General features: G+C 71.9%; 11 protein-coding genes. 6 read left to right on the top strand and 5 right to left on the bottom strand.

Features of this window, described 5'->3' with window-relative positions; all coding sequences use genetic code 11:
- Positions 1-40 precede the first annotated feature (40 nt).
- From RMN57_RS15045 to RMN57_RS15030, 4 genes are all read right to left on the bottom strand, one after another.
- Positions 41-1,972, bottom strand: coding sequence for a galactose oxidase-like domain-containing protein (locus RMN57_RS15045; RefSeq protein ID WP_380233974.1), 1,932 nt, complete (start codon positions 1,970-1,972; stop codon positions 41-43).
- Positions 1,973-2,005: 33 nt separating this feature from the next.
- Positions 2,006-4,057 carry a cellulose synthase catalytic subunit gene (locus RMN57_RS15040; RefSeq protein ID WP_313763906.1) on the bottom strand — a complete coding sequence of 684 codons (2,052 nt, stop codon included), beginning with the start codon at positions 4,055-4,057 and terminating at the stop codon, positions 2,006-2,008.
- A gap of 672 nt (positions 4,058-4,729) precedes the next feature.
- Entirely contained in the window at positions 4,730-5,467 is a 738-nt protein-coding gene (locus RMN57_RS15035; RefSeq protein ID WP_313763905.1) for a 3-oxoacid CoA-transferase subunit B, read from the bottom strand.
- 4 nt (positions 5,468-5,471) lie between these two features.
- The gene (locus tag RMN57_RS15030) at positions 5,472-6,233 is read right to left on the bottom strand and encodes a CoA transferase subunit A (protein ID WP_313763904.1); all 762 of its coding nucleotides are present in this window, start codon (positions 6,231-6,233) and stop codon (positions 5,472-5,474) included.
- A gap of 445 nt (positions 6,234-6,678) precedes the next feature.
- On the opposite strand from RMN57_RS15030, the gene RMN57_RS15025 reads away from it, so the two are divergent.
- The 6 genes from RMN57_RS15025 to RMN57_RS15000 all read left to right on the top strand — a co-directional run bounded on the left by RMN57_RS15025 (position 6,679) and on the right by RMN57_RS15000 (position 12,565).
- Positions 6,679-7,953, top strand: a complete 1,275-nt coding sequence (locus tag RMN57_RS15025; RefSeq protein WP_313763903.1) for a substrate-binding domain-containing protein — start codon at positions 6,679-6,681, stop codon at positions 7,951-7,953.
- 5 nt (positions 7,954-7,958) lie between these two features.
- Positions 7,959-8,735: an ABC transporter ATP-binding protein gene (locus tag RMN57_RS15020; RefSeq protein ID WP_313763902.1), complete on the top strand. Its 777-nt coding sequence runs from the start codon at positions 7,959-7,961 to the stop codon at positions 8,733-8,735.
- A gap of 41 nt (positions 8,736-8,776) precedes the next feature.
- Complete coding sequence (locus RMN57_RS15015; RefSeq protein WP_313767831.1) at positions 8,777-9,526, top strand: ABC transporter ATP-binding protein; 750 nt, start codon at positions 8,777-8,779, stop codon at positions 9,524-9,526.
- Positions 9,526-10,392: a branched-chain amino acid ABC transporter permease gene (locus RMN57_RS15010; RefSeq protein WP_313763901.1), complete on the top strand. Its 867-nt coding sequence runs from the start codon at positions 9,526-9,528 to the stop codon at positions 10,390-10,392. Before RMN57_RS15015 ends, RMN57_RS15010 begins: the two co-directional genes overlap by 1 nt.
- Positions 10,393-10,556: 164 nt before the next feature.
- Positions 10,557-11,648: a branched-chain amino acid ABC transporter permease gene (locus RMN57_RS15005; protein ID WP_313763900.1), complete on the top strand. Its 1,092-nt coding sequence runs from the start codon at positions 10,557-10,559 to the stop codon at positions 11,646-11,648.
- The gene (locus tag RMN57_RS15000) at positions 11,645-12,565 is read left to right on the top strand and encodes an alpha/beta hydrolase (protein WP_313763899.1); all 921 of its coding nucleotides are present in this window, start codon (positions 11,645-11,647) and stop codon (positions 12,563-12,565) included. The genes RMN57_RS15005 and RMN57_RS15000 overlap by 4 nt, the downstream gene beginning before the upstream one ends.
- 109 nt (positions 12,566-12,674) lie before the next feature.
- Here the strand turns inward: RMN57_RS15000 and RMN57_RS14995 are convergent, their stop codons facing one another.
- Complete coding sequence (locus tag RMN57_RS14995) at positions 12,675-13,967, bottom strand: hypothetical protein (RefSeq protein WP_313763898.1); 1,293 nt, start codon at positions 13,965-13,967, stop codon at positions 12,675-12,677.
- Positions 13,968-14,222 lie beyond the last annotated feature (255 nt).

The following is a 14,222-nucleotide window of genomic DNA, read 5'->3' as shown; positions in this document are numbered from 1 at the left end:
CCGGTGGGCCTTGTGGCCTGCGGGCCTTGTCGGACGAGCCTCAGCCCGTCACCTTGATCCAGCGTGCCACCGACGGGGTCCCGGCGCTGTCCGTCACGAACAGCATGTACCAGCCCGGCGGCAGCAGGTCGGCGTTGGAGGGCAGGGTGAGCGCGACGGCGCCGCCCGTGCGGGCACCGACGTCCAGGGCCACCGACCGTTGCTCGACGTCGGTCGCGTGGGTCACCGAGCTCGGCCGGATCAGTTTCGCGGTGGCGATCCCCCCGGCGTTCGGCGAGTCGACCGTGATCGTCCCGCCGAGCCTGGCGGTCTCCGGCGCGCCGGTCAGCTGCGGGCGCTCGCCGTGGAACAGGTACGACGGCGTGTAGATCTCGATCCGCTGCTCGAAGGTGCCCGGCTCGGTGTCGGCCCGGTCGTTGAAGAGCGGGTTGGAGCCGAGGACGACCACGCGGCCGTCGGGCAGCAGCAGGGCCTCGGAGTGGTAGTTCCGGCCGACGGTCGGCTCGGCGGCGGTGGTGAAGGCGTTGGTGTCCGGGTGGTAGACCTGCGCCTTGAGCAGGTCGCTCCTGTGCTTGCCCCGGTAGTCGCTGGAGCCGCCGGTGGTGAACACGGTGTCGTCCGGCAGGATCACGCTGTTGAGGTACCGGGTGCCGCCCGCCGGGAGGTCCGGCCCTGGGGTGAAAGCGGGCTTGGGGGCGGACAGGTCGGCGATGTCGGTCCGGGCGGAGGACAGCGGTGACTCGCCCACCCCGCCCCCGCCGAGGACCATGACCTTCTGCGCCTGGGCCGGCGGCAGCAACACGGAGGACGAGGTCTCGGTCAGCGCCGGGTCGCGCAGCCCCGGCACCGGTTGGAAGCTGTTGTCCCTGAGGTCCCAGAGCCCCGGCTCCCGGCCCTTGTCGGCCGGCCCGTAGCCGGCGTTGGAGCCCGAGTAGAAGAGCTTGCCGGAGGCGGTCAGGAAGATCGACGGGTAGGTGGGGAAGTAGCGGTCGGGCGCCTTGGACCAGGTCCTGCTCGCCGGGTCGTAGATCTCGTTGTCGTTGCCGCTGAGGATCTGCCCGGTGTCGTCGAGCCCGGAGACGGTGACCACCCGTCCGTCGCCGAGCCCGGTGAGGGTCGGGTACCAGCGGGCGTACGCCATGTCGGTGACCGGCTCGTACAGCTCCGTCTCCGGGTTGAACTCGAAGGCGGAGCGGATGCCCTGGAAGTCCTGCTTCTCCAGCGTCAGGCGGTCGGCCATGCCGTAGAGGTTGCGGGCGTCGGCGCCGCTCAGGCCCTTGATCGTGTACTGGGCGGGGGAGTCTGCGACGTAGTCGGCCCCCGCCGCCACCGCCTCGACGAAGACGTGCTGCTCGCTCGCGGTGACGACCGTCCGGTCCCCGGCACCGGTCTTGACCGCCGCCGGGACGGTGACCGCGGCGGTGGACACGTACGCGCGGCCGTTCGGCGCGGTGAACACCGTGCCCTTGGGGAAGGTGCGGGCGGCATCGGGATTCTCGTTGCGGACCCGCATGGTGCCGGCCGCCTTCTTCACGGCGCCGTCCAGCGCCTCGTAGCGCACGGTGCCGCCGGCCACCAGCAGCCGTCCGTCCGGGAGCGCGGTGTGGCCGCCGCAGAACATGTCGGCCGGGGTCGGGACCGGCTTGTACGTGTTCTTGGCCGGATCCCAGAGCAGACTCTTGAAGCTGCCCGCGTCGAACTGCCGTTGGTCGTTGCCGGAGCCGGCGATGATCAGGATCTTGCCGGTCCGCAGCAGGGTGGCGTGGATGGCGTTGATCCGGAACTCGGCGGGCAGGACGACGGTCTGCCAGTGGCCGTACTCGGCCTTGTACTCGGCGCGGTTGATCACGTACTGGTGGTACTGCTCATTGGCGAAGCCGAGCACGGCCGGCGCGTTCATCCCGGCCACGGTCAGCGCGACCGTGCTGCCGAGGGCGAAGCGCCTGGTGCGGCCGGCGTTGCGGATCTTCACGATGGTTGGTCCCCTCGTGCTGCGGGTTCGGGTTCAGCGGGCGGTGGGCGCCGTGGCGGCGGGGGCCGTGGCAGCGGGGGCAGTGCCGGTGGGGGAGCCGGTGGGGGCGGTGCGGCCCTGGGGTGGGACTCTCGGCGTGGCGGCCGGTGCGGGGGTGACGCCGGTGACCGAGAGGGTCGAGGTGGGACGGGCCCGGCGTCGGCGGACGGCGTCCGCGGCCAGCACCAGCATCGGCAGCAGGCTGAGGAAGAGCGCCAGGCAGGCCCACGTGCGCATGGCCGCGTGGTCGTGGCCGGTGAAGAACGAGGCGGTGACGGCGCCGCCGAACACCAGCGCCCAGAAGAGGTGGATCCTGAACGTCGACAGCCGGTCCGGGCTGGCCGAATCGCCCTTGGGCGTCACCACGAAGCGGCTGCGCCGACGAAGCGCCGCCTGCAGAAACGATGCTGCGTAGATCGGCCCGCAGAGCGCCGACATCACCATGCCCGCCACCCCGGACGACCCGGCCGGCTCGTGCGGGCTCACGTTGTGCTTGCGGTTCCAGGTGTAGAGCAGGACCTGCAGGGCGGCCGCGTCGCTGTACAGCATCATCCAGATCTCGGACGAGACGTGGACGCCGGAGGCGCCGAAGCCCAGGTAGAGCACGCTGGACACCCCGCCCAGTAACCAGGTCAGCGCCGCCATCGGGTAGAAGCAGACCATCAGCGTGTAGTTGAGCAGCCGGCCGGGCGAGAGCCGCCAGACCGCCCGCCAGTACTGGGTGAGCAGCGTCTCGTAGGTGCCCCGGCTCCATCGCAGCTGCTGGGAGAAGAAGTCCGTCCAGGACGAGGGCCCCTCGCCGACCGCCAGCACGTCCGGCGTGTAGACCGACTTCCAGCGCGCGCCGGTGGCCGGGTTGCGGCGGCGGTGGAACTCCAGGCCGGTGGCCATGTCCTCGGTGATCGAGTCGTACAGACCGCCGATCGACTGCAGCGCGGTGATCCGGACGGCGTTGTTGGTGCCGACGAACATCGGTGCCCCGTAGCGGTTTCCGGCCCGCTGGATCAGCGCGTGGAAGAGGAACTGCTGGCTCTCCGAGAACTTGGTGACGGCCGAGCCGGAGCTGCGGTAGTTCCCGTACACCTGCGGTCCGACCACGAACGCCACGTCAGGGTCGCGGAAGTAGCCGAGCATCCGCTCGCAGAGCTCGGGCAGCGGCACGTGGTCGGTGTCCACCGAGACCCAGAAGTCGTAGTCGGCGCCGTGGGACTGGAGCCAGCTGTTGTAGTTGCCGTGCTTGGTCTTGGCGCGAAACCGGCCCTTGGGCTGGTTCCACCGCTCGATCCCGCGCCGGCTGAAGTGGTACGCGCCCAGCTCGCCGCAGAGGGCCCGCATCGCAGGATCGTTTCCCTCGTCCAACAGCCAGACGTCGTACGGTCCGTCGTGCCGGACGGCCAGCGCGGCGGTGAGGGTGGCCCGCACCATCTCCGGCGGCTCCTTGCCCGGCACGCAGGTGGTGAGGAACGCGACCCTGGTGCCCGCCTCCGGTGTGACCGGCACGGGGTCGCGGGCGACCAGCGTCGCGTGGGTGTTGGAGACGACGTTGACCAGCCGGAACACCTCGACCACCGCGATGATCCCGACCATCACCTTGTCGCCGACCAGCAGCCAGGTGTGCGTCTCCCCGGGTCGGACCGGCCAGTGCCCGGGGAGCAGCAGCCAGACCAGGAGCACCGCCTCGACGACGGGGGCGGCGAGCAGGAGCAGCGCCGCTCGGAGGCGGTGCGGCTCGCGTCGCAGCAGGCTGCGGTACTGGACGCGGTAGGGGTGCGTGGCCCCGGGTGCGGTGGTTGTGGTGGTTGCGGTGGTTGCGGTTGGTGTGGTGACGGTGCTCGGTTCGGTGGTGGGACCGGCCAGTCGGCTGAAGTGGGCGTAGTCGTACGGTGCTTCGGGGACCGGTATGGAGCGAAGGTCGTCGTCGTCCGTGGCTGAGGTGGCTGCCGTGGTTGTGGCGGTTGCGGCGGTTGTGGCGGCTCCCGTCGGAGCCGTTGTGGCCGGGACGGGCGAGTCCTCCCGATCCGTCTGACGCGAGAACAGCTTGATCATGTGTGGCTCCCCCCGTGGCCGGCCGCGCGGGCCGACCCGCTCCGTGCGTGCTCCGACCGGGGTGAGCGACCTGAAACCGCGCGCTGCGACCTGCGCGCCGGGACCACGGCTCCCCCCGGAGCCTTGCTTTCGAAGCAGAACACCGGCCGGCGAACCGCACCGTTTCCAGGCAGTTTCCGGGCCGTCAATCGTTAAAACGTATACGATCGATTGTCGTGCAGGGCTGCGCGGCTGCTTCGAAGGCAGGATCCCGGCTCGTTCTCCGAACTCCCCACCGGGGGCGGGATCCTCGGGCTTCCACAACTGTCCCGGAGTGCCCACGTGATCGCAACCGATCCACGAAATGATCATTGCGTAAGCATGAAGATATGGCGATTCCCGGCCAATTGCGGCTTCGCTGATGCTAATGGCGGTTGCTGCGGCGGGCTGGTGGGAGCCGGGTATTCCGGATCTACCGGGATGTGCCGAATAGGCAGGCGAAGGCCGGACTGCCGTGCTGGCAGTCCGGCCTTCGCGGGGTCCGGGTCGGCCCGTTCTGCGGTGCTGGCGGTGCACCCTCCTCCGGTCGCGGCGGCGCCGGCGGTGCTGTTGGTTCTGGCGGTGCTGTTGGTGCGTCCTCCGGTGTCGTCGGTGCTGCCGTCGCGTCCGTCGGTGTCGTCGGTGCGGTGCTCCTCAGTGCGCCGCCGGGAGGAGGAGGGTGGGCTCGGTCGCCGCCCGCACCTCGTCCACCGTCACGCCCGGCGCCGTCTCGACCAGGCGCAGTCCGTCCGGCGTGACGTCGATGACCGCCAGGTCGGTGATGATGCGGTCGACGACGCCCCGCCCGGTGGCGGGAAGTGAGAGTTCGTCGACGATCTTCGGCGAACCGTCCTTTGCCGTGTGCTCCATGACGACGATCAGCCGCCGGGCGCCGTGCACGAGATCCATCGCACCACCCATGCCCTTGACCATCTTGCCCGGAATCATCCAGTTGGCGAGGTCGCCGACGGCCGAGACCTGCATCGCACCGAGGACGGAGACGTCGATCCGCCCGGCCCGGATCATTCCGAAGGAGAACGCCGAGTCGAAGTACGAGGCCCCGGCGGCGACGGTCACGGTCTCCTTGCCCGCGTTGATCAGGTCGGGGTGTTCCGCCCCTTCCTCCGGGTACGGGCCGACGCCGAGGATGCCGTTTTCCGAGTGCAGCACCACGTGGACACCGGGCGGCAGGTGATTCGGGATCAGCGTCGGCAGGCCGATGCCCAGGTTGACGTACTGCCCGTCCCGCAGCTCGCGGGCGGCCCGGGCGGCGAGCGCGTTCCTCGGGTCGAGCACGGCGAAAGGCGTCGAGTCCGTGGTGTCGGTGGTGATGCCGCTGGTGGTGGTGCCGGTGGTGGTGCCAGTGGTGACCGTCGGGGCGGTGGTGGACATGGCGTCAGGCCTCCTGGGGTGCGGTGCGGACGGTACGGCGCTCGATCCGGCGGTCCCCGGGATCCGCCGCGACCACGCGGTCGACGTACACGCCGGGCAGGTGGACGGCGTCCGGGCCCAGCTCGCCCGGCTCGACGATCCGGTCCGCCTCGACCACGGTGACCCGGCCGGCCATGGCGCAGAGCGGATTGAAGTTCCGGGCGGCGGCGTGGAAGACGCAGTTGCCGTGCCGGTCCGCGACCTCCGCGCGGACGAGGGCGAAGTCGGCCGTGATGGCCTCCTCCAGCAGGTAGCGGCGGCCGCCGAACTCGCGGACCTCCTTCGGCGGCGAGGCGAGCGCCACCGAACCGTCCGCCCCGTACCGCCAGGGCAGTCCGCCCTCCTCGACCTGCGTGCCCACCCCGGCCGGGGTGAAGAAGGCGGGGATGCCGGCGCCGCCGGACCGCAGCCGCTCGGCGAGCGTGCCCTGTGGGGTCAGCTCCACCTCCAGCTCGCCGGAGAGGTACTGACGGGCGAACTCCTTGTTCTCGCCGACGTAGGAGGAGGTCATCCGGGCGATCCGCCCGGCCTGGAGCAGCAGGCCGAGCCCCCAGTCGTCGACCCCGCAGTTGTTGGAGACCACCCGCAGTCCGGCGGCGCCCGTGTCGACCAGGGCACTGATCAGCGTGCTGGGGATGCCGCAGAGGCCGAAGCCGCCGACGGCCAGCACGGCGCCGTCGGGAATGTCCCCGACCGCGGTGGCGGCGGAGTCCAGGACCTTGTCCAAGGGGTCACCTCGTGAGGGGGAGTCGGTGGGATCGGTGGGAGGTGGGTGCGGGGCGCGTGGGGTGCTCGGGGTGCACAGGGCGCGTGGGGTGCGCGGGTGGTCGGGATGCGCGGGGCGCGTGGGCTGGCGGGCGTGGTGGGACGGCCGTGCCACCGAGTGCGGCCGCCGGTACCCCGGCCGCCGCGGCGACCGCCGCCGCCCGGGCCCCTCCACCGTCGCCGGGCGCGGGTGGGCCGTGCCATGGCGGGGCGCGCCACGCGCAGGTCCGTGGGCATGGCGACCGCCCACACGCACGACCTCCCGAGGGGCCACCGACCCAGCGGTATGGCGGCCGCAGCCACATCCACGCGGGCTGATACGTCCCCCCGGCACATGTCGCGGCCTACGTGCCGCCCCTACGGTTCCGGCATCCACCCCCCGCAGCCCCCCTCAGGAGTCGGTCACCATGCGCAGCTCGACAGCCCCCACCAGGACCGCCTCCGGCGCCTCCGTAGGCGCGGCCGGGGCAGCCGGCCCGGCGCGCAGGCTCGCCGCCCTCGCGGCCTGCGTCCTCCTCGCGGCCGGCTGCGCCGAGGCCGGCACCGCGGGAACGAACGCGGCCGACGGCGGCGGTGCCAAGAGCCCGGTCAAGGTCGGCCTGGTGTACTCCAGGACCGGGCCGCTGGCCGCCTACGGCAAGCAGTACCTGGAGGGCTTCAAGGCCGGGCTGAGCTACGCGACCAAGGGCAGCGGCGCGGTCGACGGGCACCGGATCGAGATCGAGGAGCAGGACGACGCCGGCGACCCGGCCAAGGCGGTCTCGGCCGCCAAGGATCTCATCGGCAAGGGCCACAAGATCCTGGCCGGCTCGACCGCCTCGGGCGTCGCCCTCCAGGTCGGCCCGATCGCCGCCCAGAACAAGGTGCTCTTCATCAGCGGCCCGGCCGCCGCCGACAAGGTCACCGGCCTGAACAAGTACACCTTCCGCTCCGGCCGCCAGTCGTACCAGGACATCAGGACGGCGGCCTCCTTCATCGGCGACGCCAAGGGCAGCAAGGTGACCGTGCTCGCCCAGGACAACGCCTTCGGGCAGGCCAACGTGGCCGCCGTCAAAGCGGTCCTCGGAGCCCAGGGCGCCACGGTGGACGCCGTCCTCGCCCCGCCGAGCGCGACCGACCTGACACCCTTCGCCACCCAGGCCAGGACGGCCAAGCCCGACCTGCTCTTCGTCGCCTGGGCCGGCGACACCTCGGCCGCCCTGTGGACGGCGCTGAACCAGCAGGACGTGTTCGCCGAGACCAAGGTGGTCACCGGCCTGGACCTCGCCGCCTCCTACCCGCTCTTCGGTCCCGCCGGCGAGAAGATCTCCTTCCTGAACCACTACTTCGGCGGCGCCGCCGGCACCCCGGTGGAGAAGGCCATGGACGAGGCCGTCACCGCCGCCGGCGGCAAGTCCGACATCTTCACCCCGGACGGCTTCACCGCCGCCCAGCTGATCGTGCACGCCGTCGAGGCCAACCACGGCTCGGCTGACGACACCTCGGCCCTGGTGAAGGCGCTCGAAGGCTGGAGCTTCGACGGTGTGAAGGGGCGCACCACGGTGCGGGCCGAGGACCACGCCCTGCTGCAGCCCATGTTCCAGGTCAAGCTGACCGGCAACGGGGCCGCCGCCAGGCCCTCGGTGGCACGCACCCTCACCGCGGACGAGGTGGCGCCCCCGGTCACCCCGATGGCGGGGTGACCGCGGTGCCCCGTCCTGCCTCGCCCGTCGTGGCCACGCCGGTGCTGCGCCTCACCGGCCTCGGCTGGTCCGTCCGCGGAGTGCCGATCGTCGAGGACGTCTCCTTCTCGGTAGGGGAGGGCGAGTTCATCGCCTTCATCGGGCCCAACGGTGCCGGGAAGACCTCCCTGTTCAATCTGATCTCCGGCATCTGCCCGGCGAGTGCCGGGAGCCTCGAACTCGACGGCGCCGACATCACCGCCGAGTCCGTCCACGCCCGGGCGCGGCGCGGGCTCGGACGGACCTTCCAGACCTCCTCGCTCTGGCCGGCGACGACGGTGGCCGACCACGTCCGCCTGGCCGCGCAGGCCGCAGCCGGCCCGCGGGCCTCGTACCGGATCTGGCGCCGCGCCGACCGCTACGCGGACCAGGTGGCCGAGACCCTGGCGCGCACCGAACTCGCCCACCGGGCCGACACCCCGGCGAGCGCGCTCTCCCACGGGGAGAAGCGCAAGCTCGAACTCGCCGTCCTGCTGGTCTCCGACCCCCGGCTCATCCTGCTGGACGAGCCGATGGCCGGGGTCAGCGCGGAGGAGGTACCGGCCCTCACCGAGCTGATCCGCTCGGTGCACCGGGACCTCGGCCGCACCGTCCTGATGGTCGAGCACCACATGGACGTCCTGCTCGGCCTGGCCGACCGCGTGGCCGTGATGCACCACGGCACGCTGCTCGCCCTGGACACCCCGGACGCGGTGATGGCGGACGCCACCGTGCAGCAGGCCTACCTGGGCGAGGCGCTGTGAAGGGCTCTCCCCTGGACGGCGCCACCGTGAACGCATCTCCGATCCCTGCCGCTGCGCTCCTCTCGGTCCGTGATCTGCGGGTGGTCATCGACGGGCTGCACATCCTGCACGGGGTCGACCTCGACGTGGCGCCGACCGGGGTCACCGCGCTGCTGGGGCGCAACGGCGCCGGCAAGACCACCACCGTCAAGGCGGTGATGGGTCTCGTACCGCGCACCGGAAGCGTCCGCTTCGCGGGTACCGAACTGGTCTCCCTCCCGACGCATCTGGTGGTCCGCCAGGGCATCGGCTACGCCCCGGAGGACCGCGGGATCTTCGCCGGCCTCACGGTCGCCGAGAACCTGCGGCTCGCCGAGCGTGACCGCGACGCCGAGCCGGCCTACCACCTCGTCCATGAACTCTTCCCCGAACTCAAGCAGCGAGCCGGACAGTTGGCCGGAACCCTCTCGGGCGGCCAGCAGCAGATGGTGGCCATCGGCCGGACCCTGCTCAACCGGAACAGGCTGATCATCGCCGACGAGCCCACCAAGGGCCTGGCGCCGAAGATCGTCGCCGAGGTCGCCGACGTGCTGGCGCGGGCGGCCGAGGCCGTGCCCGTCCTCCTGGTCGAGCAGAACCTCGCCCTGGTCCGCCGGCTTGCCGGCACCTGCGCCGTCCTGGCCGACGGCCGCACCGCCCACCGGGGTGACACCGCCGAGCTGTTGGCCGACGAGGACGCCGCCCGCCGCCTGCTGGGCGTCGGCGGCCGCCGCCCCGGCCCCCCTGCCGTCACCGAGGAGGTGAACCCCTGATGGACACCGTCGTCCTCCTTTCCTGTACCGGACTCGGTCTGGGTGCGCTGTACTTCCTGGTGGCCTCCGGCCTGTCGTTGATCTTCGGCCTGATGGACGTGCTCAACTTCGCGCACGGCGCCCTGCTCTCGGTCGGCGCCTACGCGACCTGGTGGGCGGGCACCGAGGCCGGCCTCTCCTTCTGGCTCGCCGTGCCGTTCGGCACGCTGGTCGGAACGGCTGCCGCCGTCCTTCTGGAGCTCTTCCTGATCCGGCCGCTCTACAGCCGGCCGCGGGACCAGATCCTCGCCACCGTCGGCGTCGGACTGGCCGTGCCCGCCCTCCTGATGGGCGTCTGGGGCGCGGACGCCCGCCCCTTCCCCCAGCCGGCCCTGCTCTCCGGCACCTGGCACGTGCTGGGTGCGACCGTCCCGGTCAACCGCTTCGTACTCGTGGCCGCGGCCGGGTTGCTGCTGCTCGCTCTCCGGTTGTTCCTGGCCCGCACCCGCTACGGGCTGATCGTCCGGGCCGGCGTCGAGGACCGGGCGATGGTCACGGCGCTCGGCATCGACGTCCGCAGGGCGTTCACCCTCGTCTTCGCCATCGGCGGTGCCGCCGCCGCGCTCGGCGGTGCCCTCGGCGGCCTCTACTTCGGTTCGGTCAATCCCGGCCAGGGGACCGGGCTGCTCATCTTCGCCTTCGTCGTCGTCGTGATGGGCGGCATGGGCTCCGTCACCGGTGCCGCCGTCGCCTCCGTCTGCGTCGGCCTGGTCCAGCAGTTCGCCAACTACTACACCACCGCGGGACTCGGCGACCTCTCGGTCGTCGTCCTGCTGGCCGTTCTCCTCCTGGTGCGGCCGCGCGGACTCACCGGGAGGCTCGCGTGAGCACCGACACCTCGGACACGAGCACCGGTGGCACCGCCGCCGACCGCGCTGACGCAACCTCAGCACAGCGGACCGACAACGGAACCGGAATTCTCCCCGGACGGGTGATCGAGGCGGGAGTGATCACTCGAACTGGTGATTCATCGGCGCAGCGCTCGACATTCGTGCACGGATCACTACGCTGGTGGCCGATCGCCCTGCTGATCCTGCTCCTTGTCATCCCCTACAGTGCGCTTCCCGTCCCGGGACTGCTCGACGGACCGCTCGGCAGCCCGGGAAGCCTCCAACTCATCGCCCTGTGCCTGCTCTACGGGGCCCTCGCCACCGGTTACGACCTCCTGCTCGGGCGGACCGGACTGCTCTCCTTCGGCCACGCGCTCTACTTCGCGACCGGCCTCTACGCCACCAACCTCGGCATGCTGGAGCTCGGACTGCCGTTCGCCGCGGCGGCCGCCTTCGGTGTCGCCTGTGCCGTCGCGCTGGCCCTGCTGCTGGGCTCGGTCAGCCTCCGCGTCACCGGCATCGGGTTCTCCATGGTCACCCTCGCCTTCGCCCAGGCCGGGTCGATCCTCGTCCAGCGCAACCCCGGCGGCATCACCGGCGGGGAGGAGGGCCGGTCGGCGCCGGCCGGGCGGCTGCCCTCCGCGCTCCTGGGCATCGAGAACACCGCGAACCTCTACTGGATCGCCCTCGCCTACCTGGTGCTCACCCTCGCCGCCGTGCACTGGGCCGTCGGATCGCCGATCGGGCGGGTCTGGCAGGGCATCAAGGAGAACGAGCGCCGGGTGGAGGTGCTCGGGCTCCGTCCGTACGGCTACAAGCTGGTCGCCTTCGTCCTCGCCGGAGCCCTCGCGGCCGTGGGCGGGGTGGTCTACCTCCTGCTGACCGGCGGCGCCACTCCCCAGGCCGCCACCTCCGACGCCACCCTCTCGCTCCTGGTGATGGTGGTGCTCGGCGGCTCCGGCACGCGCTGGGGTCCGCTGCTCGGCGGTGTCCTCTACACCTGGGCCGGCCACCGCCTGGGCGACCTCGCCAACTCCGCGGCCGTCGCGGACCTGCCCGCCGTCCTGCGGGTACCGCTCTCCCAGCCGCTGTTCCTGCTCGGCGGCCTCTTCGTCGCCGTCGTCTACCTGCTGCCCGGCGGCCTGGCCCGGCTGCCGGCCCGCATCCGCGCCGCCCGATCCGTCCGCTCGGCCCGGTCCGCCGGCCCGGTCGGTGCGACGGGCGCCCGTCCCACCGGAGGGAGCCCCGCATGAGCCCGTCCATGAGCCCGTCCGTCCCGCAGCCCGAGCAGCTGACGGTCCCCGTCCCCGGTGGGGACCTGGCCGTGCTCCGCTGGCCCGCCGCCGCCCCGGCGGCGCCGACCGTCGTGGCGGTGCACGGCATCACCGCCAACGCCCTCGCCTGGTTCGAGGTGGCCCGCACGCTCGCGGGCCGGGCGACCCTGCTCGCGCCCGACCTGCGCGGGCGCGGGGCCAGCCGTGCGGTCGGCGGGCCGTACGGACTGGCCCGGCACGCCGACGACGTGGCCGCCCTGATCACCGCGCTCGACCTGGGGCCGACGGTCGTGGCCGGGCACTCGATGGGTGCCTGGATCACCGCGCTGACCGCGGTCCGCCACCCCGGGCTGGTCAGCCGGGTGCTGCTGGTCGACGGTGCGGTCAGCTTCCCGCTGCCCGAGGGCGTCGGTGAGGACGACGCGCTGGCCGCGGTGCTCGGCCCGGCGCTGGCCCGGCTGTCGATGACCTTCCCGGACCGTGCCGCCTACCGGGCGTTCTGGCGGCAGCACCCGGCCTTCGCCGCCGACTGGTCGGACGAGATCGACGCGTACACCCAGCGCGACCTCGTCGGTGTCGAGCCCGAGTTGCACTCCGCCTGCGTGCTGGAGGCGGTCCGGACCGACGGCGCCCAGGTGCTCCTGGACCGGGAGGCGGCGGCCGCCGTTCACCTGCTGCCCTGCCCCGGTGAACTGCTCTGGGCCGAGCGCGGGCTGTTCGACGAGCCGCAGGCGCTCTACGACGAGCAGCGGATCGCCCGGGCGGGGCTCGATCCGGGCCGGGTGGTCTCGGCCTCGCTCGTCCCGGACACCAACCACTACTCGATCCTCTGGGGCCGGACCGGAGCCGAGGCCGTGGTGCGGCGGCTGCTCGAAGCCGGCTCCGCCGCCGGATAGCGGTCGGCCCCGGTCGGGCGCCGGTCGCCCCAAGTCGGGCGGCGGCAGCCCGACCGGGGGCCGGCACCCGCCGCGGCCGGTGCGGTGGCCCCGCCGGTGTCCCGCCGTCTCAGCCGGCCGTGCCGAGGAAGGACTGCCACCCGCCGCTCGGCGCCTGCCCCACGTTCAGCGACCGAAGCTTGCGCAGGGTCGACTGGTCCTGCACCTCCAGCCAGTCGACCAGCTGCCGGAACGACACCAGCCGCACCTCGGGCTTGTCCGCGATGGTCTTGAGGGTCTCCTCGACGGCGTCCATGTAGATGCCGCCGTTCCACTGCTCGAAGTGGTTTCCGATGAAGAACGGCGCCCGGTTGCCGTTGTAGGCGCGGTCGAACCCGGCGAGGTAGGAGTCCCGGGCCTGGGTGCGCCAGTCGTTGTACTTGGCCGGGTCGCCCTTGGTGCCGCCGGGCGACTGGTTGGCGAGGATGTTGTAGTCCATCGAGAGCACCTGGAAGGTGTGGCCCGGGAACGGGATGCTCTGCAGCGGGAAGTCCCAGATCTTGCCGTCCTGCACCTTCTGCGGCCAGATCTGCTGACCGCCGGAGGAGCTGGCGTCGTACTTCCACCCCATCTTGACGGCGGTCGGCAGTAGCGCCTTCTGGCCCTCCAGGCACGGGGTGCGGCCGCCGACCAGCTCCTTCTTGTAGTCGAAGGGCAACGGGTCGACGTCGGTGAAACCGGTGTTGGTCCGCCACTGGGTGACGAAGGAGATCGCCTGGTCGATCTCGCTCTGCCAGTCCTCCGGCGTCCACTTGTTGACGCCGTTGCCGTCCGGGCGGGTCGAGCAGAAGTGCCCGTTGAAGTGCGTGCCGATCTCGTGGCCGGCCAGCCAGGCCTGGCTGATCAGCTTGAGCGTGGTCTTGACCGCGCCGTCCGAGAGGTAGGGGATGTCGGACGCGCCCACCGAGTGCTTCGGCGGGTGGTAGAGCTCCGACTTGCCCTTGGGCAGGGCGTAGATCCCGGAGAGGAAGAAGGTCATCGAGGCCTTGTGCTCCTCCGCCAGCTTGAGGAAGCGGGGGAACTGGCCGTCGTCGGTGCCGCCGGCACCGTCCCAGGAGAACACCACGAACTGCGGCGGCCGCTCGCCGGGCTTGAGCTTCTCCGGCTTGGGCTGCTTGGGCTGGGGACCGGTGTCGGAGGTGGAACCGTCTCCGATCGGAGTCCCCTTGGGTATGCCGGTGCCGGGGCCGGCGGTGCCCGGCTCACCGGTGCCGGTGCCGGTGCCGCTGCTGCCTCCCGAGCTCGGTGTGGTCCCGGAGTCGGATCCGGCCGTCGATCCACCGCTGGAACACGCCGCCACAGCACCGAGGGCCACGGTCGCGGCGGTGGCGCTGAGCACGGTCCTGCGCGAGATGCTGGTCATGGTCTCCCCTGGGTGCCGCGCTGGCCGGGTGTCGGTGGCGCCGAACGGCCCTACCGGTCAAATCGGGCAACTGATGATTATTCCGCCAATAGGATGTCATGAGGACGTAGCGGCACCAAGGGTGCCCGAGGTCCGTCCCACGTCAATACGCGGATCGGGAGCATTCGGGCTGCGGCAATCGGCGTTCTGTTGCCGTCCTGTGACGCTCGGCGCCTGTCGGCGTTTCACCTCGGATCGTTCACCGGGCGGTCGCCG

This window comes from Kitasatospora sp. CM 4170, assembly GCF_032110285.1.
Classification (GTDB): domain Bacteria; phylum Actinomycetota; class Actinomycetes; order Streptomycetales; family Streptomycetaceae; genus Kitasatospora; species Kitasatospora aburaviensis.
The sequence above is the reverse complement of the archived record's forward strand: the minus strand, read 5'-3'. Positions and strand labels throughout refer to the sequence as shown.

Excerpts from the sequence above, each read along its gene's own strand:
- RMN57_RS15040 (WP_313763906.1), bottom strand. The coding sequence starts at position 4,057 with ATGATCAAGCTGTTCTCGCGTCAGACGGATCGGGAGGACTCGCCCGTC.
- RMN57_RS15035 (WP_313763905.1), bottom strand. The coding sequence starts at position 5,467 with ATGTCCACCACCGCCCCGACGGTCACCACTGGCACCACCACCGGCACC.
- RMN57_RS15025 (WP_313763903.1), top strand. The coding sequence starts at position 6,679 with ATGCGCAGCTCGACAGCCCCCACCAGGACCGCCTCCGGCGCCTCCGTA.
- RMN57_RS15010 (WP_313763901.1), top strand. The coding sequence starts at position 9,526 with ATGGACACCGTCGTCCTCCTTTCCTGTACCGGACTCGGTCTGGGTGCG.
- RMN57_RS15000 (WP_313763899.1), top strand. The coding sequence starts at position 11,645 with ATGAGCCCGTCCATGAGCCCGTCCGTCCCGCAGCCCGAGCAGCTGACG.
- RMN57_RS14995 (WP_313763898.1), bottom strand. The coding sequence starts at position 13,967 with ATGACCAGCATCTCGCGCAGGACCGTGCTCAGCGCCACCGCCGCGACC.